Source organism: Chryseobacterium lathyri, from assembly GCF_003290185.1.
GTDB lineage: Bacteria > Bacteroidota > Bacteroidia > Flavobacteriales > Weeksellaceae > Chryseobacterium > Chryseobacterium lathyri.
Genome location: NZ_QNFY01000020.1, coordinates 31,693 through 51,960 on the forward strand (window position 1 = coordinate 31,693; position 20,268 = coordinate 51,960).

The window sequence follows — 20,268 nt, forward strand, 5'->3', positions numbered from 1 at the left end:
AGCAACGAATGTATGGAAATAAAAGATATTGTAAAAAAAGTAAAGCAGATAGAGATCCGTACCCGAAAGAAGACGGAAGCTTCGCTTATGGGACAGTATCACAGTGCTTTTAAAGGACAGGGGATGACTTTCTCGGAAGTCCGTCCGTATCAGTTCGGAGACGAGATCAGAAGAATCGACTGGAATAAAACAGCCCGTTTCCGGGAACCGTTCGTAAAGGTAATGGAAGAGGAAAGAGAGCTGACCATGATGATTTTGGTAGATATTTCCGCCTCTATGGATTACGGAACCAAAAACCAGCTGAAAAGGGAATATGTAGCAGAAATTGCTGCCAGCCTCGGGTTTTCAGCGGCAGGAAATAATGACAAAGTGGGGCTGATCCTGTTTGCAGATAAAGTATATAAAGTAATTCCGCCCCAAAAAGGCAGAAAACATATTCTTTCTATTATCAGCAATATTCTGACAGCAGATTATGTCCCGGCTGTATCAAAGATTGATAAAGCTATGGAATATATGATGGGCATTTTTAAAAGAAAGTCTCTGGTTTTTCTGTTTTCAGACTTTGAAGATACTTATGATTCCAAAATGCTTAGAGTGGCTTCAAAAAAGCATCAGTTGCTGGGCATGAGGATCTATGACGAAAAAGATAGTGAAATTCCTGATGTAGGCTATGCTCTTCTGTATGATGCTGAAACAGGAAAAGAAGTCTGGGCCAATACTTCCAGTGCAAGATGGAGGTATACGTTTGCAGAAGCCCAGAAGCAGAAAGTCCGGGCGCTGGAAGAAGATTTTGCCAACAGCTCAGCCAGTTTTATGAATATGAACACGGGTGCCGATTATTCTAAAATGCTCTATCATTATTTCCAGAAGAAGTAAATATCAATAACAAAGGCTCCGGCCTCAACTATTATTATTTGAAATTGAAAAAAATATTATTCATACTTTCTTTTTTAATCTGTGGAAATGCTTTTTCGCAGATATTATCTTCCAATTTGGAAAAGAAAACCCTTGCCTTAGGTGAGGTTAACCATCTGGTTATTAAAATAGACAATGTTCATGAGCTGCAGGTAATTTCCGCTCCTAAAAATGAACTCTTGCCTTTCCATTTTGAAGAAATTAAAGACAGTATCGGACAAAACCAGAATTCCTACGAAAGAAAAATTGAATTTTCAGTGTATGAAGAAGGAAAATTTACTATTCCTGAGCTGGAATTTAATGTAGGAGGTAAAATTCTAAAAACCATTCCTTATGAGATTGATGTGGTGAATACAGCCCAAAAGGCAGACCAGATCAATGATATCATGAACAATAAGGAAGTAAAGCTTGAAGCAAAAGATTACTGGGAGCTCTATAAATTTTATATTCTCGCTGCTTTAGCCGGGATTGCTCTGATTATTGCCATTATCATGTTTATTAAATGGGGCAGAAAATCTAAAAGTTCACCGGCTGTTGCCACTAACCAGACTTTAAAGGAACTGGACTCCCTAAAAAAGAAAAAGTATATTGAAGGAGGTGATTTCCGTTCATTCTATGTTGAACTGATAGACATATCCAGAAAATTTATTGCCAAACAATATCATCTTCCGGCGGATGTTCTTCTTACAGATGATCTTATTGACGTCATGAAGAAAAACAATACCATTTCACAGGAAAATGAAAGAATAGTGGAAGATGTATTTTTAAGAGGAGATCTGGTGAAATTTGCCAAGACTTTCCCTGATCAGACTACTATGGAAAAAGATTTTGCAGATATCCGCGATTTTGTGAAGAGATCATCGAAAGATTTAGAATTTGAAAACTTAAGAAAGGATGCCTGATTTTGAATTTTACAGTCCGTGGTTCCTGCTGCTTTTTCTGCTGTTTATTCCCCTTTTTATTAAAGATACGGGAGGGAAGAAAAAGAAAGGGATAAAAGTCCCTACTGTCCAAAATATGGAAGGCAGCGGGGGAATCCGTGCTGTGCTTGTTCTGCTTAAGTTTTCGAAATATATTATCCTTTCTGCATTGATTATTGCGATGGCCAGACCGAGAACTTTTACAGTCTCTCAGGACAGAGACGATACTAAAGGTGTAGATATTATGCTTTCCATAGACGTTTCTCTGAGTATGCTAGCCAAAGACCTTACGCCGGACCGTATTACTGCATTAAAAGATATTGCCGTAAAATTTGTCCAGAAGCGTCCGAATGACAGGATAGGAGTAGTAGCTTATGCTGCAGAAGCTTTTACCAAAGTACCGGTAACTTCTGATCATCAGGTGGTTATTGATGAAATTAAAAACCTTAATTCTGCAGGTCTTGAACCGGGAACAGCTATCGGAGAAGGACTTTCTGTAGCGGTAAATCATCTTATCAAAAGCAAAGCTAAAAGTAAGGTGGTTATTCTTATGACAGACGGAGTAAGCAATATTCAGAATGCAATTCCTCCACAGCTTGCTGCAGAACTTGCCAAAAATAATAATATAAAAGTATATGCCATTGGGATAGGAACCAACGGTTTTGCGCTGATGCCTACCTCACAGGATATTTTCGGAGACCTGATCTTTACAGAAACAGAAGTTACGATTGATGAAAACACCTTGAGAGAAGTAGCACAGACGACGGGAGGAAGATATTTCAGAGCCACTTCCAACAGTAGCCTGGAAGAAGTATACGATGAGATCAACCAATTGGAGAAGACTGATATCAAGGTTGCCAAGCTGTATAACTATGATGAATATTTTAAAATTTTCCTTTGGATCGCATTGGGAATGCTGTTTTTTGATGCACTGCTGCGATGGGTATTATATAAATTTTTAAGCTGATGAATTGGTCGTTAGGAAATTACTGGTATTTACTTTTGCTGTTGCTGCTGCCGCTGCTGTCTTTCTTTCTGATCCGTTTTTTAAGATGGAAGAAGAAAAAGAGAGAGACCTTTGCAGACAGCCGCTTTCATGACAGCCTGTTCGAAAAAAAATCCGGGTTTACAAAATTCTTTCCGGCTTTATATCTTTTGGGAACGCTTTTTCTAATATTTTCGATCATAGATTTGCTGAACGGTTCCGAAGAAGTAAAAACCAATCAACGGCTTAATAATGTGATATTTATGCTGGATGTCTCCAATTCTATGAATGCGGAAGATATTGATCCCAGCCGTCTTACAGAGGCGAAAAACCTGATGCTGAGTACCATGCAGAAGATGAAGAATGATAAGATAGGTATTGTGATCTTTGCGGGTGAAGCAGTCTCTATTATGCCACTTACCACTGATTATGGAACCGCAGAAACCTACATAAGTGCAGTAGAAACAAATTCTATGAAGATCCAGGGAACTGATTTCCTGAAAGGAATGCAGGCTGCAGCAGAAAAATTTAAAAATGTAAGCAAAGGTTCAAGAAAAGTCATTCTGTTAAGTGACGGAGAAGATAATGAAGGCAATGATAATGCTGCGATAAGACTGGCCAATAAAGAAGGGATCTCCATAACATCGGTAGGAATAGGGACGGATGAAGGGGCGCCGGTTCCGGAATATGTCTTCGGACAGCTGATGGGCTATAAGACCGATATGGATGGCGGAACAGTGATCTCCAAGAGACAGACACAGGCCCTTAAAAAGATGGCAGAATCTACAGGAGGAGATTATGTGGACGGAAATAACATCAATGAAGCTCCCGATAAGATCATTGATGCCGTGAGTAAAAAATCCTCATCTGCGCAGACTTTGGTAAAGTCCCAGAATGCCAATCACTATTATCAATACTTTTTAATAGTTTCTATTTTCTTTTTCTTTTTAATTTATATCTTGAATCCGAAAAAAGATTTCAATATTTAATTTTTACACTTTGTTTATCAAGATTTTAAATAAGTACTTTAACCGAACTTTAACAAATAGAAGTCTGTTTATTAACATATAAAGGAATAATTTTGCAAGTAATGAATACTAAAATCATTTTTTTATCGTTTCTTATTGCTTTTTCATTCTCAAACATACTGTTTGGGCAGGAAAACTATAGAACTTTAGTTTATGAAGGTAATCAGAAATTCAACGGTAAAGACTATGATGGTGCTTCTTCCAAGTATATGGAGGCTGTAAAAGAAAATGAAAAAGACTTTACAGCTCATTACAATCTGGGTAATGCATTGTATAAAAGCAAAAAGTATGAGGAGGCTAAAGCAGAATTTGACAAAGCACAGAAGCTTTCGCAGACGCTGCCGGATAAAACGGCCGCTCTTCATAATCTGGGCAATACCTACATGCAGATGAACCAACCGGAAAAAGCGGCAGACTATTATAAGCAGGCTCTGAAGCAGAATCCTTATAATGAAGCAACCAGAAAGAATTATGAAATTGCCAAGCTGAAAGAAAAAGAAAAACAGCAGAAGCAGAAAAACGAACAGAACAATTCGGGAAAAGGCGGAGGAGGAAATGATCAGAATAAAAATGATGATCAGAAAGGTGACCAAAAAGATCAAAAGCAGGATCAGGGTAATGGCCAGCAGAACGAAGGGGAAAGCGAGCAGGGAAATACCCCTAAGCAGAACCAGGATAATGAAGGAAAAATGCCTAAGAATCTTGAAAATGCTATATTAGATAAAGTCAACGAAAAAGAAAAAGAAACCGCCAGAAGAATCTTAAACAAGAATTCTTATTCGATGCCTCAGAGCAACGAAAAAGATTGGTGATGCAACAGAAACTGATTTACATATTATTCCTTTTAGCATCCGTAATTTCTTACGGACAGGTGAACCTGTTCATGGAATCTGATAAAGCGGAATACAATGGGAAAGATGTTGTAAATCTTACGATTGTTCTTGAGCTTAATGGGGTGGATCTTGAGCCTCAAACTCGTTTTCAGCTGCCTGACCTTTCGAAATTCAATATTATAGGGAGCGGATCAATGACCAATACATTAATTGATCCTGCCACCAATACGCTTGTTACTCAAAAAATATCCAGAATTGCTCTTGAACCTAAAAAGAAAGGTAAAATCAAGATTGGTTCCGTACTCGTAACGGTTAATAATAAGATCTATAAAACAGAACCTTTTGATATCAATATAAAAGATATTATTGAAAGAAGGTCTCTTGCAGGTAATACCTCCAGCGAAGTCTATCTGAATATGGAGATCGAAGACCGTGAAGTTTACCAAGACCAGCCCACAGTAGCCGTATTGAAGGTTTACTCTAAAAACGTGGACAATTTGAGAAAGGTGAAAGATGTTCGCCTTCCACGTCAGAATAACCTTAATGTACATCCTATAAGCTTCAGCAAGTCCGAGATAGATCCTTCAGATACCGGAAACATGGCTTCCCAGGTTGTGGCAGTATTTATGGTTTTTCCTAATGAATCAGGGTATGTAGATGTGCCGGCGGTGTCGGCATCGGTAAGCTCTTATTCGAATAAAAATAAAATTGTTTCCAATAAAGTAAAACTTAATGTAAAAAAGCTTCCGGAGGGATCGCCTGAATATTTTAAAAATGCAGTGGGTAACTTCAACGTGAATGTATATAATGCATCAAAGGAAAAAATAGAGGTCGACAAACCAATCAACGTTATTGTTAAAGTTTCAGGAGAAGGAAATCTTCCGGATATGCATCTTCCCAAAATCATAGCATCTCCGGATTATGAAGTCTTTACGCCTAAAATTACATCCAAAGTGGCTCCCGGAACTACAGGAATGAAAGGAGAGATCCTGGCTAATTATGTTATTATTCCTAAAAAAGCAGGTGCCATTTCGGTACAGACCGAGCAGTTCGCATTTTTTAATCCGGCCAGTCACGAATATGTGGACCTTGGAAACAAAACGCTTGCCCTGAACGCATTTTCCCATGACCAGATCCTGGAATCACGTACCACAGTTGAAAAGGTAAACGAATATACCAACACGCTTTTGGAAACGGTAGATACTCCTGTTCTGAAGACAACAACATTTAAAGTAAAGGAAAAGACTAAATTCCATTGGAACATCCTTTTAACCAATATTTCTATTCTTATCGGGTTATTTATTATGTACCTGTTATTTAAGACATGGCAAAAAAAACGAACGTTAGTTAAAGAAACGGCATCTCCGAAACCTCTTGGTTCTGTGGCTGAAACAGAAAAACAGATCAGAGAAACGTTGAAAACGGATATTAACGATTATTTCAGTTATCTTGAGAATCTTAAGGATACCGGAGATTATGAAAAGTTTTTTGACACTATGGAGGAAATGGATATGGAGGTCAGAAAGCAGTATTTTCAGAGTTCTTCACAGGATTTCAGGGTATTCCTAGAAAGGCATAAAGGACTTTCTGTTGCTGAAGAATACAGAAATTTGCTGCAAAGAATTCAAATGGAGAAATACTCCCCTCTGAAATCACCAGAAGGTATGGAAGAGCTTCTAAAAGCAGTTGTTAATTTGTATTCACGAATTAGCAAATAATCAATCTTTTTTCATATTTTTGCGAAATTATTAATTACAAAGAGATGGAAATATTTAATGATTTCTCTATTAAAGAGATCGTTACCTGCTTTATGGTTCTTTTTGCCGTAATCGATATTATTGGCTCTGTTCCTATTGTCGTAAGCCTTCAGCAGAAGTTTGGTCAGATAGAAGCTGGAAAAGCATCCATTACTGCCGGTGCAATTATGATTGTTTTTCTTTTTGTAGGAAACAAAATTCTTAAGCTGATTGGGGTAGATGTGAATTCCTTTGCCATTGCAGGAGCTTTTGTGATTTTTATCATAGCCCTTGAAATGATTTTAGGTATTGAGATCAACAAGACCACCGAAGCAAAGGCTGCATCCATTGTTCCCATTGCGTTTCCGTTGGTTGCAGGAGCAGGAACACTAACAACCACCTTATCTCTCAGAGCTGAATTTCATGATATTAATATTATTTTGGGAATCATTCTCAATACAATTTTCGTATATTTGGTGCTGAAATCAGCGAAATGGCTGGAAAACAAAATGGGGGAAGCTACCCTGTCTATTCTTCAGAAGGTTTTCGGGATCATCCTTTTGGCTATTTCAATAAAATTATTTACCGCAAACTTTGCCCAATTGGTGCTGAACTATATTAATTTTTAAGAATCATGCAGAAGTTTTATAAAGTATTTCTAGTTGTGTTTATCGTTTTTATTGCCATCAATCTTTATGCATTGGACTGGCAGACGGATCTTTTATCAGAAGATAACCTGAAGTTTGTATTTTCAATCGCTTCAGCAGTTCTAGGTCTGATTTTGCTTTTTGTACTGGATACATGGAGTAGGATTGGAGCTAAGAAATAATTCAGAATTACATTATTCTATATAATAAAACCTCTTTCGTTGGAAGGAGGTTTTTTGTTTTGTTTCGAGAGAGGTACTTCGAGGTCTTCAGCTACCTACAATACTCTTCTTTATTTTAAATCCATTATAGAAAATTTGGGTCTGTTACTGGTGACTGATGTTCCAGAAGTCCACTATTATCTGTATTTTAAGAAACCACCAGGTTCTTTAAAATGGCCTCCGATTTCAGTTCTGTTTCCCGCCATTCTTTTTCCGGACTGCTCTGAGCCGTGATGCCGCCGCCTACAAATACGTGTACAGAATCTTTGTAAAGTCTTGCACATCGCAGGTTGACAAAATACATGATACTCTCCTCTGTTTCCACTTTAATGAAGCCGGAATACAGCTCGCGGGGAAATTTTTCAAGCTCCTGAATACTTTTTTTACAGAAATCCTTTGGAATTCCGCAGACTGCCGGAGTAGGATGGAGCTCATTGATGAGGCTGTCCAGATCTTCAGGCTTAATATGAGCTTTAAAATCTGTCCTTAGGTGTTTTATATTTCCGGAAATATGGTCGTAGGTCTCTGATATCTCAATATTGCCGGAATAGTTTTTAAGGGTATCCTGAATATAGGAAGTTACAGGTTTTTGCTCTTCAATTTCTTTTTCTGTCCATTCTTCGGATACAGGAAGAGTTCCCGCCAGGCTCATGGTTTCAAACTCATGGGTTGTTTTGTTAAATTTCCCCAGAGTCTCTGAAAAAGCCCCCATCCAGGCATGCTGCCCATTATTGAAGATATATCTGAATGCGTTTGGGTAGGATGTGCATAGTTTTTTAAAACTTTCTTTGAAATCTATCCCGCTAAAGTCTTTGAAGATCTTCCTTCTTGAATACACCAGTTTTGGAAGCTGATGATCTTTAATAACGCTAATGACCTGATGAAGTTTGCTAATATACTCCTCCTTGGTTTCTGCATTGAAAAAGCTTTCGTCTTTCAACAGGGTTTCATTGGTGATGTCGGACTGATCAAACTGTTCGGAAGCATGAGTAATATTGCCTTCAAAACTGATCTGCCTCAACAGGTCAAAGGAATGAAAACTCACAGATTCACCGTTTTGTTTCTGATCAGTTGAATATAATGTTTCGTTGAAAGGAAGTTTGAAATAAATCATGGGTTATGAATAGGTTTTGAAAATCACCACCCGGAAATACAGTAGGAAATTCCCAAGTTGATTTTCCTTTCAGCAAAGGTATTATTAGTCTTAAAACTGTCAAAATTAAAAGAGCTGTTTTTATGAAATATTTGTCATAAACGTATTAAAAAAGACCCAAATTTTTTGAGTCTTTTATTTTTTGTTGATATTTTGAATTATCTCAGAAGAATATTGTTCGTCATCGTAGTATGATTGATCAGTACACCTTTTTCATCTCTGATCTCAATTTCAGAAACATGCATGGTTTTTCCCTTTCTGATGAAACGTGCTGTAGCTGTTACGACTCCATCTTTTTTACTTTTTAGGTGGTTGGAATTGATATTGGTTCCCACCCCGTAATATTTGCTGCCGTCGATAAACATATTGGACAGGCTTGAACCCAAGGTTTCAGCAAGTACGCAGCTTGCCCCTCCGTGCAGGATTCCGAAAGGTTGATGTACCTTTGGCTGTACCGGCATTGTGGCAGTTAAAGTTTCATTTTCAACGTCAATATCGATGAACTGTATTTCAAGTGTTTTTGCTAATGTTATATTTTCTCCCCAGTTGTTTAAGAACGTAAGGAGCTCTTCTTTAGTCTGACCTTTCATTGTATAAGTGATGAATGATGATTGATAAATAATAAATAATGATTAAGAGAGTAAAGAGTAATTTCGTTAACTTCTAACTTCTAACTTCTAACTTCTAACTTCTTCTTCGTTGCCAGCTCCCATAATATTCGGGTTCCAGTTCGCAGGGATTTTAGGAACAATATCATATTTTACATAGTAATCCTGAATTTCTTCCATGATCTCGGAAAAAGGAACTGAAGCGATCCTTTCATAAGGTATGGTATAGCCTAAATACACGATATTTCTTTTGAAATCACCCGCTGCCAGAACAATCGGTACTTTTGCGGCCAATGCCATATGATAAAAACCTTTTCTCCACTTCGGAACCCAGCTTCTGGTTCCTTCAGGAGTAATAACAAGGCTGAAATCTTCTTTTTCGAACTGTCTGGCAACAAAATTCACCAGATCATTTTTCTGGCTTCTGTCGATACCAATACCGCCAAGCCCTTTTACAAGACTTCCGTACCATGCTTTGGTGTGGGCATCTTTGATGATGATTTTTAAAGGTTTTTCTAAAGACCAATAGGCAAGATTTCCTAACAGATATTCCATGTTGTGGGTATGGGGTGCTACCACAAGGATACATCGGTTCAGACTATTCACATCGCCCTGCAGAACGACTTTCCAGCCCAGCATCTTTAACATCAGTTTACCTATCAGTTTTTTCATATATCTTTAGATTAAAAACAAAAAAGTATAACCAAACTGGTTATACTTTACAAATATATTGAAATATTATCGCTCTTAAAACAAACCGCTGATTAAATCTACGATTTTCATAACAATTTCTAGTGCAACTTGTACCATGGTTAAGGTGTTTTTTAATGATTTGGTTAATTATTTTTAACTATACGAATGTATAACATTTTTTTAACATAGCGAACTAAATAATAATATTTTTTCTGATTTCTGAGAGAAGAAGAGTGTGAATTTCAAACGGTTGCCTTCCATTCACACCTTCTGCACTCTCTGAAGTTAATTATTTAGTTTGTATGGAAATTTCGTCTTTTCCGTCTTTGATTTTGATGTCCACGTTTTTGTTCATCTTTTTGATGCTGGACTTCATAGAATCAATTACCTGGTCTGCCTGGTTATTCGGAACTTTTTTCCCATTGATGATAATGCTGTCTTTATCATTAGAGTTATATTCTATGGTAGAACCATTTACAGAAATCTTATTCTTTTCAATTCTGATATTACCGTTTTCGTCCTGATCCTGGTCGTCATCATTGATGCCGTCTCCGTTCAGATCTCCGTCAAAATCCATTTTATCTTTTTTCAATGGAATTACTACTGCATTTTGAGGAACTACCAGCTCATAATCTACTCTGTAATGTCTGAATCTGTGCTCATACGGATATTTGATGTAGTTAGGAAGCATTACCTTGTTACCCACTATTTCTACAGGAACATTAATCTGAACCGGAACATTATAGCCATTTCCTTCTTTTTTGATGATCAGGTAAGGTGTTTTTACCTCAGGCTTTCTTGTTACTTCTACATATACATAATCTTCTTTGTAAACTGTTTTTTTATCAGAATAAATATCATCGTCATAGGCTGTGAAGTTCTGAGGAATATTCACCTGTTTCAAATCTACATAAAGCGTATCCGATGTAGTATTGATGGCAATATTCTCGGTATCTTCCTTACTTCCTTTATAGATCAGATTTTTCTTAGCCATGCTTACTCCGAAATAAGTTCCAAGACCTATCAGTAAAAGAAACAGTCCTCCGATTACCCATCCGATATTTCTAAGTTTAGTCTTCGGTGAGAATATTTTGATGCTTAACAAACTGAAAAGGATAGTAGGAATTAAACATCCGATGATCATGATAGCGACCAATACTTTATCCAGACCGTTGTCATCCATATAGAATCTCATCTCATTAGCTCCTGGGAAATCTGCATCCATACCAAATAATCCAAAGATTACAAATATACCGATGATGCTTCCAATAGCCATCAATACAAAGATTGCTCCTACAAAGTATTTCAGAATATTCCAGATACCGCTGCCTGCATTGTCAATGTAAGGTTTGGATTCGTTGTACATTTCCCCGACTCTCTGAGTAGATTCATTGGCAAACTGAACCAATTTATTAGACTCATTCTTAAGATTGTCGAAGTTCATAGGCTTTCCCTTCATTTTCAGGAAATCTGCTGCTGTTTCTGCTTTTGGAAGTACGATCCAGAGAATTACATAAAGAAGACCAATCAGTGAAGAAGAGATAGCTGCCGTGAAGATCCCCAGTACAAAGATTCCAAGCCAGATGGCTCTCATTGCTGTAATGTCCATTCCTACATAATGAGCAAGTCCAGCACATACCCCAGCGATCTTTTGTCTTTCAGGATCACGGAACAACTGTTTTTTGTCTGTATATTCCGTTCCTGACTGAGTTGTTTTTTTAGTATTTTTCTCAGAAAAATAAGCCTCTTCCTGCTCTTCAATTTTTTCCGGAGTTCCGATCTGAGCAATTACTTTTTCTACATCAGAATCATTTACAACTTCACGTTTTCCTAAAGAATCTCTGAAGATTTCTACCATTCTTATTTCTATATCATGCATTACCTCCTCCTCTTCTGAAGCATCCAGTGAGCTTCTCAGTGCATTCAGGTAATCGCTGAGCTTTATATATGCGTGTTCTTCTATAGTGAAAGAAAAACCTGCGAGTCCTATTGAGAGTGTCTTGTTCATAGCTTTGTTTTTTAAATTTTTTGAGTAATTTGGTTTACTGATGTTGTCAGCTCTGCCCAGGTATTTTGAAGTTCGTCCAAGAAAAGCTTGCCTTTTTCTGTAATCTGGTAGTATTTTCTTGGTGGTCCTCCTGTAGATTCTTCCCATCTGTAGGAAAGGAACTCGCCATTTTTCAGTCTTGTAAGGAGAGGATAGAGGGTTCCTTCCACTACATCCAGTTTTCCTTTTTTAAGTTCATCGATAAGGTCGGAAACATACATTTCACGATGGTTGATGAGACTTAAAATACAGAATTCCAGAATTCCTTTGCGCATTTGCGCTTTGGTATTTTCAGTATTCATCTTTAATAAGTTTTGTTAATTAGTTATAGTTTCAGAATAATGTTCCTAGCTAGATGAACCTATTCCGATTTTACATTACAAAGATATGTAATTAAAATGGTAATATGCAATACAAAGTAGTGAAAAAATATAAATAAATTATGTAACTAATTGAAAATCAAATTAATTATTTTTATTGATGATTTTTAGATATGAGAATTTTAAAGAAAACCAGGTCAACTTTTACTAATTTTTCCTTTTAAGCTGGTAGGTCTTAAAGTAACAAGAGCTTTTTTCTTCAATGCTTTCTGATAGGATATAAAACTGAATTTTTTGTAGAATTTACGGATGATAAGAGCCATTTCCATAATGGCAAAGTGTTCACCAATACAAAGCCTGGGCCCGGAACCAAAAGGGTAGTAAGCGAAATTTTTGGCATTTTCATCATCAAAACGCTCCGGAATGAAAGAGTTCGGGTCTGTCCAATATTTAGGATTTCTGTGAAGACCGGTGATATATAGTATGATTAAAGTATCTTTCGGCCAGGAATATTCTTTAAAATGATCATTTTCCAAAGCCTGACGATCAATAGCCCAGGCAGGAGAATGCAACCGCATAGCTTCTTTGATGATATTTAAAGTAAAAGACTTTTTCATTAAACTTTCAGACGTAAAAACCATTTCCCCCTCGTCTGCAATCTCTTTTTTTAATTTTTCCTCAGCTTCAGGACTTTGACTGATTTCAAAAAAGATAAAGCTTAACGCATTAGCGGTTGTTTCGTGACCGGCGATGAAAAGGATAAGCATTTCATCGACCAATTGCTCATCAGACATCGGAAGTTGCGTATCTTCATATCGTGTTTGGATAAGCATGTTCAGCAAATCATCTTTCTCTTCTCCTGAACTTTTCCGTTTATCCAAAACTCCTTGAATAATAGCTTTTGACCTTTCGCTTTTTTCAATAGTTTTGTCTATAATGCCCAAAACTTTTAAAATTTTAGAATAAAAAGGCAGGCGAACCTCTTTGGCGAAAACTTCCTGAACTTCTGTAATGATTTTACCGAGTTCTTTCACCTGGGTTTCACCAATATCAGAGCTGAAAAGAGTTTTTGCGACAATATTAAAAGCGAGCTTATGAAAGAAATCATAAAGATCTATATCCTGCCCAGGCTGGAATGAATGAAAAGCTTTATCAATTTCCTCTTCCATAATTGAAACCAGGTTGGTGATTTTCGTTTTGCTGAAACCAGGTTGGATCAGCCTTCTCTGTTTCAGCCAGTCTTTTCCGTTATTCGTGAGCAAACCGTTTCCCAGGTACTTTCCTAAAGTGATTGATTGGATCTCAGATTTGTAATAGTTTTTATGATTTTGCTTTAAAATATATTCTGTGAATTCTTTATCCTGAGAAAAAATAAAGTTCTTATTGGTGAAATTGGTTTTGATATAGTAATTATCTCCTGCAATTTTGTGGTTTCCGGTAATAACCTCTAACGGATTTTTTATTCCTTTAAATAAAGAATACAGCTTTCTTGTTCCTTTAATTTCCGTTGGATAATTGAATTCTGGAGACATATTACAGATATTTCCATTAAAAATACAACTAATCTCTTATATAAAATAGCTTTCAGCCAAAACCCCTATTTTTGCATAGAATTTGTTGAAAAACTAATGCATAAAAATCACCCATGATCAATACAACCACATTATACAGGTCGCTGTCAGCATTGATACTGCTTGGACCTCTTTGTTTCGGGCAATATCGTTTTGCCATCGAAGATGCATCCAGGAAATATAACGCAGAGGTTACAGTTGAAGAATGTCAGGCTGATGCCTGTAGAAATAACGCTGCTATCATACTGTTCAGTAAAAACGGAGAGAAGCTACAGACTCTTGCTTCCGGAGATTTTGTCATGTATTTTGAAAAAGAGGCGAAACCGTCAAGCACCAGTGTAACAACACTAACCCACGGAATGGTCCATGATGATCCTGTGGTTTTTGGAGATTTCAATTTTGACGGGACGGAAGATGTAGCCATAAGAAACGGCAGTGGCGGAAACTATGGCAGTGCCTCCTTTGATGTGTATGTATTTAATTCCACAAAGAAACAATTTGTTCTGAGTAAAGAACTTACTGAAATTGCCAGCTCCTATCAGGGAATGTTTGATGTAGATTCCAAACGGAAACGATTGACCACTTATGCCAGATCCGGCGCATCTCTACATTACACCTACGAATATCAGGTGATTCCCAACAAAGGATTAGATCTGGTTTACGAAAAAATCAGTGATTTCAGTGATGAAAAAACGAAAGTGACTGTTAGAGAAAAGATTAATAATAAATGGATCGTTAAAAAATTATCCAAATAATAAAAAAGAAATGGAAATACAAAAGGAGATCGATTTTATCCTGGCAGTGGATGCCCTGAAAAACGTACAGAGAAGAAATTACAATGCCGATGATTCCAGAAGGGAAAATACGGCCGAACACTCATGGCAGATCATTATTTTGGCGCAGATCCTTTATCCGTATGCTAAAAACCGTGCAGATATTGATCTTTTAAGGGTCATAAGAATGCTTTCCATTCATGATTTAGTGGAAATAGAAGCAGGAGATACTTTCCTTTTTGATGAACAGGCGATGGTAGGAAAATTCGAAAGGGAAAAGATTTCAGCGCAGAAAATCTTTGGAATCCTTGATGAACCTTTGCGTACCGAGTTCTTTGAATTATGGCTTGAATTTGAGGAAGAAAAAACACCGGACGCTATTTTTGCCTGCGCCATTGACCGTATCATGCCGTTTATCTTAAATTCACACACTTCAGGAAGAAGCTGGACGGAAGCCGGTGTGACTGAAAAGCAGATCAGAAACATGCTGGAAAATGCTATTAGGAGGGCATCGGATGAGATGGGAGAGGCCTTTGAGACATTACTGATCAGAAGCTTGGATACTGACAAGGTTGTTCGGTAGATTTATCGCAAAAAAAAATTAAAATTAAAACTGCTGTTTTTTAAGATAAACAAGAGCGTTTAACTTATCAGAATAATACAATTTTATAAATACAATTTTTTTGTACCTTATAAAGAGTTTCGGGCGGCCAAAGGCCGCCCGAAACTTATTCTTTACATTATTCTTATCGGTTTTTTAAACTCATCAATCGCTACAAAAGTGAAATCACCCACAATGGCTCTTTCTCTTTCATACGAGTACATTTGCTCCGTATAGATTTCTACATTCACTTTCATGCTGGTTTTTCCGACATAGTCAACTTTTCCGATCAGCTCTACAATGGTTCCTGCAGGGATAGGCTTTTTAAAATCGATCTTATCGCTGCTTACAGTTACCACTCTTTTTCTTGCAAAACGGGTTGCAGTGATAAAAGCTACTTCATCCATCAGCTGCATGGCAGTACCTCCGAAAAGAGTGTCATAGTGATTGGTAGTGTTGGGAAAAACCGCTTTAAAAATTCTGGTCTCGGATGCTGCAATTCTTTCTTCTGTAGTCATATTTCATTATTAATTAATGCGAAATGAAATAATATCAAAATAACAGAACAGTGACAGGAATCATGGAGAATCCCTGAAGCAGTCCATCAGATCAATAAACTTCAAATCGCGAAAGTTTCTTGTTTAAAGAAATAGGCAGGTCTCCTGACTTGTAACATCTTTTATCTCCTTCCCGTGCCCTGCACAGTGGATCCTTGATAAAGACTTCAGTTACTTACAGTTGCGCGACAGTCCGTGATTTTCACACGGTTCCCTTTTAATCTGCGTTAAGCAGAACCAATTTCTGTGATGAATTAGCGTTAAACTTTTTCAGGGCAAAAATAAGAATATTACTGTGAAAAACGACAATTATTCCGGACTATTGTAAATAATCTGGCTCATTACCTTTCCTTCCTTGATGGTCCAAAGTGTGACATATCTGTTTTCACCCGAGCCATTGATCATATAAAGATAGATGTGATCATTGTCAAGAGCCGTTACTCCGACATTATTGAAATCCATGGTAGGCTGGAACATATTTTTAATAGCTTCCCTTACAAAAACAGAACCTCTTCCCGGCTGTTGTACTCTGATGGACTTAATCTCAGTCATCCCTTCCGGAAGCCCGTCTTTAATTCCCCATGGTTTTACTTTATCAATCGTAAGGATCTTTCCATCCGTATCTTTTTCCTGCTTTCTGTAACCGGCATTGGACGGATAAACGTCAATAACCACCTTGGTTCTTTGTGAAGTCGGTATTTTTGGATTGCTGTTGTCTGTGAAGATTAGTGATTTCCCGTTCTTGGATTTAGAAGGTGTAAACTGAGGAAGCTGGTCGATAAAGGCAATACGCCCTTTATTTACCATTCCTTCCTTCTCAAGATTCTCATATCTTACAAAAGGTTTTTCCTCATCCTGCTTTTCAGGATATTTAATCCATACCCATTCCGTTTCTCCGGGTGCAGGTTTTACATAAACAAATACATCCCCTTTACGCATCCGGATCTTGTCTACGATTTTTCTGTAGTCATCCTTATGGACGCGCACGTTGGCGTAGCCTTCTTCAGCTTTTACAACACCAAAAGGAACCTTATTCTGTCCCTTGACAAATGCCAAAGAAAAAAGGCTGAAAGCGGAGAGGTACAATGCTTTGTTTATGGAAATCATTTGATGAAAATTTTTGATCCCTCAAATATATAAATTAAATGTTTTTTTGATCAGTAAAATATAACAGTATTTGATTAAAATGATCAATATGTTCTAAAAAAGTTATTATCTGATCAGAAAATAATATTTTTTTTGTGTAAAACGTTTCAGATGGAGTATTTATTAATTAAAATTTAATAATATGTAAATAATTTAAACTATTTTTCAAACGAAAATCCATAAACAAATAAATATGATCAAAAAGCTACTTTTTATGCTTCTGCTTTTTTCAGGTGCAGTACAATTTCAGGCAGCCAGTAGAATAGACAATATGTGCGCAGAATCTGCCTTTACTGTTCCGATGAATTTAGCAGCTTCCAATATCAGTTTTACTTCTGCACATATCACCTGGGATCCTATACCCGGAGCTACAGGCTATACCGTGAAATGGAGGGCCTCAACATCTGCGGTATGGCTCTCGATGAATATTCCTGCCGGGACCACTTCTGCCGATCTGAATAATCTCACACCCTGTCTGGGACATATGGTTCAGGTGATTGATAATGCGTCCGGAGATATATCCTTTCCGTTAACCTTTTATACCCATCTTAATTACTGCAGATCCACTTCTACTAATTTGGGAACATTGTATTTATCGAACGTTACGATAACTCCTTCCGGGGGACTTCCGGCAATGGTAAGTGCTTCATCGATGTCAAACCATACGGATTTTCGTATGGACTTACCCCGCCGCATACAGCTTGGGGTGGGTAGTGTAAATAATGTTTTATCGGTAACACCCAGTTGGGCAGCAGTACCGGGGACATCTTATGTAAAAGCGTGGATAGATTTTAATGCGAACGCCATTTTTGAAGCTTCGGAAATGATCGTTTCTACTATGGTAGATTCTACAAATCCTAAAGCTTTTATATTTAATGTTCCTTCTTTTGCCGGTATAACCCAGTGTGGAACAGCAATGAGGGTAATCATCAGCCAAACACAGCCTGCTGGTCCATGCGAAATATTTGCGTATGGAGAAGTGGAAGACTATGGAGTAACTTTTGTGAACATGAATCTTGCTGTAGATGAAACTGGGAAATCCAAAGAAATAAGTATCTATCCGAATCCTGCTTCAGACGTTTTATATATTTCAGGACTTTCCTCACAAGCTGAGTATGAAATTTTCTCAGTCTCAGGGCAGAAAGTGGGAGAGGGCAGAACCTTTGAGAATACAGTAGATATTCATTATCTCGCTAAAGGAATTTACTTTATTCAGCTTAAAAGTAAAGAAAATACAGCCCGGTTGAAATTTATCAGGAAATAAATAAAGATAAAATAGCGCTGATTCTTCAGCGCTATTTTTTTATAAGTTTTAAGCTATAAATCCTAAATCATCAGATTCTTTCCAGCTCATCTGCATTAATCGTTGTTTTGAAAGTTCCGTAGTTGACGATCACTTTATTTTTGGAAATTTTCTCAATAGTTCCTACGCTGGTACTTCCCGGAATACGGACACGCTGTCCTTCTTTCATCCAGACGGCACGGTCGGTTTTGCGTTTTTCTTCCAGCTTTTCATTGGTTTCAGCAATCTTTTCAATTACATCTTCCTTTTTAAGCTGTTGCGTGATCTTTCTTTTCACCACCTGAAGACGTTTCGATTCATCTTTATCAGCACCTATTTTTCTGAATTTTTCCTGTTCAAGCAGTTTCACAAAATCCTTGACAACATCTTTTCTGGATTTTCCTTTTACATAGCTGTCGATAAACGTTTCAATCTTATTTCCAAACTGAAGCTTTCGGTGTTCTTCTTCATATAGTTTTTGAAAGTTGAAAAGCTTTTGCTGCAACTGCTCGTTCAGCTTCTGAAGATTGTCGCGTTTGTCTTCCACAGATTCCTTCCTTTCGGCAAGATCGGTTTTCAGTTTTTCAACTTCAAATTTTTCCTGCTGAAGCTTTACAATCGTTTTATCAAGATTGACAATATCATGTTCTACCTTCTTTTTGGCAGCATGAATAATAAACCTTGGGATCCTGTTCTTTTCTGCTACTTCAAAGGTAAACGAGCTTCCTGCCTGTCCCACTTCCAGCTTATACATCGGCTCAAGGGTTTCCTCATCAAAAAGCATTGCTGCATTTTCAGCATTCGGAAGCTGTTCTATCACCAGTTTGATATTTGTATAATGCGTAGTAATGATGGCAAAACTCTTTTTATCATAGAAATACTCCATGAAGCTTTCTGCAAGGGCACCGCCAAGTTCAGGATCAGATCCGGTTCCAAATTCATCAATAAGCAAAAGCGTATTGCCATCAGCTTCACGAATGATCCCTGCCATTTTTTTAAGCCTTGACGAATAAGTAGACAGATGATTCTCGATCGATTGGTTATCTCCGATATCGGTCATGATCTTTTCGAAGAAGAACATTTCAGACCTCGGATGTACCGGTACCAGAATTCCACTCTGGATCATCAGCTGAAGCAACCCAACGGTTTTCAGTGTGATAGATTTTCCTCCTGCATTCGGTCCGGAAATACAGATAATTCTGTTATGGTCTGTCAATGACAGGCTTTGTGGGAAGATAGTTTTGTTCTCTACTTTATTTCTCAGCCATAACAGCGGATGGTATGCGTCTTTTAGCTTTAACGTCCTGTGACGGTTAATCTTCGGAAGGATTCCGTTAACAAGCTCAGCAAATTTTGCTTTTGCTCTTGTAAGGTCAAGATCAAAAATATAAATCTGGTATCTCCAAAGCTGAGGTTGGAATTCTGCCAGTTCCGCAGTCAGTTTTCTGAGGATCTTATCGATCTCTTTCTTCTCTTCCTCTTCACTTTCGCGCAGCTTAAAGTAATGTTTTACAACGCTATCCGGCTGAATATATGTGATAGAGCCTGTTTTTGAAATTCCTAAAACTCTTCCTGCCACCCTTTTCTTAAACCCGGATTTTACTGCTAAAACCCTTTGATCTTCAATAATAGTTTCGCGGATATCATCCAGAAAGTCGCTTTGTCCATAATTGAACAGCGCACGGTTGAAATTCTCCTGAATGGCTTTTTTAGCCTGTTGAATTTCAGCTCTGAGCTCCTTTAGCACAGGAGAAGCATCACTTTTTACTTCCCCAAAACGGTTAAAGACCTTATCTATCTTATCAATAATCTCTTTTTTGAATTCCAGCTCAGAAACATCTCCTATCAGGTTAGGAAAGGTGTCGGGCATGGTCGGGAAAAACTTCTGAAGTTTTCCTATCTGTTCAGTTAAGGTTTTTATTTTAATGAAAGCACTGTTTTCCAGACGGTAATTCTCGATCAGCATTAATTTCAGCTCACTTTCGATATCTTCATATTCATCGAACGGAATCGCATTTGAACTCTCAAAACTCGAAAGGTACTCCGACGTTTTTTTCAATGAAAGTTCCGCCTCGTCAATTTCCATGGGACGAAGTTGAAGAATTTTTTCTCTCGTTTTCGGAGAATACGCAAATGGAGAGATTTCCGCGAGCAATTGCGGGAACTCTAATTCGTTTAAATCTTCTTTATTTATATACACATTGCAAATTTAGTGAGAAAATGTGATTATTA

The 20,268-nt window shown here is 37.5% G+C and carries 20 protein-coding genes and 1 riboswitch; of the genes, 11 read left to right on the top strand and 9 right to left on the bottom strand.

The genetic code is table 11. From position 1 onward, the window contains the following. Positions 1-12: 12 nt before the first annotated feature. The 8 genes from DRF61_RS20890 to DRF61_RS20925 all read left to right on the top strand — a co-directional run bounded on the left by DRF61_RS20890 (position 13) and on the right by DRF61_RS20925 (position 7,246). Positions 13-876, top strand: a complete 864-nt coding sequence (locus tag DRF61_RS20890; RefSeq protein ID WP_111960724.1) for a DUF58 domain-containing protein — start codon at positions 13-15, stop codon at positions 874-876. Between the two features lie 44 nt (positions 877-920). Then, positions 921-1,817, top strand: coding sequence for a BatD family protein (locus tag DRF61_RS20895; RefSeq protein ID WP_373865970.1), 897 nt, complete (start codon positions 921-923; stop codon positions 1,815-1,817). Beyond that, positions 1,810-2,802: a VWA domain-containing protein gene (locus tag DRF61_RS20900; RefSeq protein ID WP_111960728.1), complete on the top strand. Its 993-nt coding sequence runs from the start codon at positions 1,810-1,812 to the stop codon at positions 2,800-2,802. Before DRF61_RS20895 ends, DRF61_RS20900 begins: the two co-directional genes overlap by 8 nt. After that, a complete protein-coding gene (locus DRF61_RS20905; protein WP_111960730.1) occupies positions 2,802-3,809 on the top strand; it encodes a vWA domain-containing protein in 1,008 nt (335 codons plus the stop codon). Before DRF61_RS20900 ends, DRF61_RS20905 begins: the two co-directional genes overlap by 1 nt. Before the next feature lie 101 nt (positions 3,810-3,910). Further along, positions 3,911-4,660 carry a tetratricopeptide repeat protein gene (locus DRF61_RS20910; RefSeq protein ID WP_111960732.1) on the top strand — a complete coding sequence of 250 codons (750 nt, stop codon included), beginning with the start codon at positions 3,911-3,913 and terminating at the stop codon, positions 4,658-4,660. After that, on the top strand, positions 4,660-6,399 hold the full coding sequence (locus DRF61_RS20915; protein WP_111960734.1) for a BatD family protein: 1,740 nt from the start codon (positions 4,660-4,662) through the stop codon (positions 6,397-6,399). The genes DRF61_RS20910 and DRF61_RS20915 overlap by 1 nt, the downstream gene beginning before the upstream one ends. A 44-nt stretch (positions 6,400-6,443) precedes the next feature. Next, a complete protein-coding gene (locus DRF61_RS20920; protein WP_111960736.1) occupies positions 6,444-7,046 on the top strand; it encodes a MarC family protein in 603 nt (200 codons plus the stop codon). 5 nt (positions 7,047-7,051) lie between these two features. Then, on the top strand, positions 7,052-7,246 hold the full coding sequence (locus tag DRF61_RS20925; RefSeq protein WP_111960738.1) for a hypothetical protein: 195 nt from the start codon (positions 7,052-7,054) through the stop codon (positions 7,244-7,246). Between the two features lie 187 nt (positions 7,247-7,433). Here the strand turns inward: DRF61_RS20925 and DRF61_RS20930 are convergent, their stop codons facing one another. The 6 genes from DRF61_RS20930 to DRF61_RS20955 form a co-directional block, all read right to left on the bottom strand. After that, the gene (locus tag DRF61_RS20930; RefSeq protein WP_111960740.1) at positions 7,434-8,399 is read right to left on the bottom strand and encodes a chorismate-binding protein; all 966 of its coding nucleotides are present in this window, start codon (positions 8,397-8,399) and stop codon (positions 7,434-7,436) included. A 197-nt stretch (positions 8,400-8,596) separates the two neighbouring features. Beyond that, a complete protein-coding gene (locus DRF61_RS20935; RefSeq protein WP_111960742.1) occupies positions 8,597-9,028 on the bottom strand; it encodes a PaaI family thioesterase in 432 nt (143 codons plus the stop codon). Between the two features lie 87 nt (positions 9,029-9,115). Next, positions 9,116-9,718: a 1-acyl-sn-glycerol-3-phosphate acyltransferase gene (locus tag DRF61_RS20940; RefSeq protein ID WP_111960744.1), complete on the bottom strand. Its 603-nt coding sequence runs from the start codon at positions 9,716-9,718 to the stop codon at positions 9,116-9,118. Between the two features lie 310 nt (positions 9,719-10,028). Further along, positions 10,029-11,747, bottom strand: coding sequence for a PspC domain-containing protein (locus tag DRF61_RS20945; RefSeq protein WP_111960746.1), 1,719 nt, complete (start codon positions 11,745-11,747; stop codon positions 10,029-10,031). 11 nt (positions 11,748-11,758) lie between these two features. Continuing rightward, positions 11,759-12,088, bottom strand: a complete 330-nt coding sequence (locus tag DRF61_RS20950; RefSeq protein ID WP_111960748.1) for a PadR family transcriptional regulator — start codon at positions 12,086-12,088, stop codon at positions 11,759-11,761. Between the two features lie 215 nt (positions 12,089-12,303). Next, the gene (locus DRF61_RS20955) at positions 12,304-13,638 is read right to left on the bottom strand and encodes a cytochrome P450 (protein ID WP_111960750.1); all 1,335 of its coding nucleotides are present in this window, start codon (positions 13,636-13,638) and stop codon (positions 12,304-12,306) included. A 113-nt stretch (positions 13,639-13,751) separates the two neighbouring features. Here DRF61_RS20955 and DRF61_RS20960 point away from each other — a divergent pair, with 113 nt between their 5' ends. Next, on the top strand, positions 13,752-14,432 hold the full coding sequence (locus DRF61_RS20960; RefSeq protein ID WP_111960752.1) for an XAC2610-related protein: 681 nt from the start codon (positions 13,752-13,754) through the stop codon (positions 14,430-14,432). A gap of 10 nt (positions 14,433-14,442) precedes the next feature. Beyond that, entirely contained in the window at positions 14,443-15,033 is a 591-nt protein-coding gene (locus DRF61_RS20965) for an HD domain-containing protein (protein ID WP_111960754.1), read from the top strand. 152 nt (positions 15,034-15,185) lie between these two features. On the opposite strand, the gene DRF61_RS20970 is transcribed toward DRF61_RS20965, so the two are convergent. Both DRF61_RS20970 and DRF61_RS20975 read right to left on the bottom strand, forming a co-directional pair. Beyond that, the gene (locus DRF61_RS20970; protein WP_111960756.1) at positions 15,186-15,569 is read right to left on the bottom strand and encodes an acyl-CoA thioesterase; all 384 of its coding nucleotides are present in this window, start codon (positions 15,567-15,569) and stop codon (positions 15,186-15,188) included. 117 nt (positions 15,570-15,686) lie between these two features. Then, positions 15,687-15,865: riboswitch (cobalamin riboswitch) on the bottom strand. Positions 15,866-15,917: 52 nt separating this feature from the next. Further along, positions 15,918-16,715 carry a hypothetical protein gene (locus DRF61_RS20975; protein ID WP_111960758.1) on the bottom strand — a complete coding sequence of 266 codons (798 nt, stop codon included), beginning with the start codon at positions 16,713-16,715 and terminating at the stop codon, positions 15,918-15,920. Positions 16,716-16,947: 232 nt separating this feature from the next. On the opposite strand from DRF61_RS20975, the gene DRF61_RS20980 reads away from it, so the two are divergent. Beyond that, positions 16,948-18,018 (top strand): GEVED domain-containing protein, encoded by a 1,071-nt coding sequence (locus DRF61_RS20980; RefSeq protein ID WP_111960760.1) that lies wholly within the window; start codon positions 16,948-16,950, stop codon positions 18,016-18,018. Positions 18,019-18,088: 70 nt separating this feature from the next. On the opposite strand, the gene DRF61_RS20985 is transcribed toward DRF61_RS20980, so the two are convergent. Beyond that, the gene (locus DRF61_RS20985; protein WP_111960762.1) at positions 18,089-20,236 is read right to left on the bottom strand and encodes an endonuclease MutS2; all 2,148 of its coding nucleotides are present in this window, start codon (positions 20,234-20,236) and stop codon (positions 18,089-18,091) included. Between the last annotated feature and the right edge of the window lie 32 nt (positions 20,237-20,268).

Excerpts from the sequence above, each read along its gene's own strand:
- DRF61_RS20980 (WP_111960760.1), top strand. The coding sequence starts at position 16,948 with ATGATCAAAAAGCTACTTTTTATGCTTCTGCTTTTTTCAGGTGCAGTA.
- DRF61_RS20965 (WP_111960754.1), top strand. The coding sequence starts at position 14,443 with ATGGAAATACAAAAGGAGATCGATTTTATCCTGGCAGTGGATGCCCTG.
- DRF61_RS20945 (WP_111960746.1), bottom strand. The coding sequence starts at position 11,747 with ATGAACAAGACACTCTCAATAGGACTCGCAGGTTTTTCTTTCACTATA.
- DRF61_RS20905 (WP_111960730.1), top strand. The coding sequence starts at position 2,802 with ATGAATTGGTCGTTAGGAAATTACTGGTATTTACTTTTGCTGTTGCTG.
- DRF61_RS20955 (WP_111960750.1), bottom strand. The coding sequence starts at position 13,638 with ATGTCTCCAGAATTCAATTATCCAACGGAAATTAAAGGAACAAGAAAG.
- DRF61_RS20920 (WP_111960736.1), top strand. The coding sequence starts at position 6,444 with ATGGAAATATTTAATGATTTCTCTATTAAAGAGATCGTTACCTGCTTT.
- DRF61_RS20950 (WP_111960748.1), bottom strand. The coding sequence starts at position 12,088 with ATGAATACTGAAAATACCAAAGCGCAAATGCGCAAAGGAATTCTGGAA.
- DRF61_RS20975 (WP_111960758.1), bottom strand. The coding sequence starts at position 16,715 with ATGATTTCCATAAACAAAGCATTGTACCTCTCCGCTTTCAGCCTTTTT.
- DRF61_RS20890 (WP_111960724.1), top strand. The coding sequence starts at position 13 with ATGGAAATAAAAGATATTGTAAAAAAAGTAAAGCAGATAGAGATCCGT.
- DRF61_RS20925 (WP_111960738.1), top strand. The coding sequence starts at position 7,052 with ATGCAGAAGTTTTATAAAGTATTTCTAGTTGTGTTTATCGTTTTTATT.
- DRF61_RS20900 (WP_111960728.1), top strand. The coding sequence starts at position 1,810 with ATGCCTGATTTTGAATTTTACAGTCCGTGGTTCCTGCTGCTTTTTCTG.
- DRF61_RS20930 (WP_111960740.1), bottom strand. The coding sequence starts at position 8,399 with ATGATTTATTTCAAACTTCCTTTCAACGAAACATTATATTCAACTGAT.
- DRF61_RS20940 (WP_111960744.1), bottom strand. The coding sequence starts at position 9,718 with ATGAAAAAACTGATAGGTAAACTGATGTTAAAGATGCTGGGCTGGAAA.
- DRF61_RS20960 (WP_111960752.1), top strand. The coding sequence starts at position 13,752 with ATGATCAATACAACCACATTATACAGGTCGCTGTCAGCATTGATACTG.
- DRF61_RS20935 (WP_111960742.1), bottom strand. The coding sequence starts at position 9,028 with ATGAAAGGTCAGACTAAAGAAGAGCTCCTTACGTTCTTAAACAACTGG.
- DRF61_RS20910 (WP_111960732.1), top strand. The coding sequence starts at position 3,911 with ATGAATACTAAAATCATTTTTTTATCGTTTCTTATTGCTTTTTCATTC.
- DRF61_RS20915 (WP_111960734.1), top strand. The coding sequence starts at position 4,660 with ATGCAACAGAAACTGATTTACATATTATTCCTTTTAGCATCCGTAATT.
- DRF61_RS20970 (WP_111960756.1), bottom strand. The coding sequence starts at position 15,569 with ATGACTACAGAAGAAAGAATTGCAGCATCCGAGACCAGAATTTTTAAA.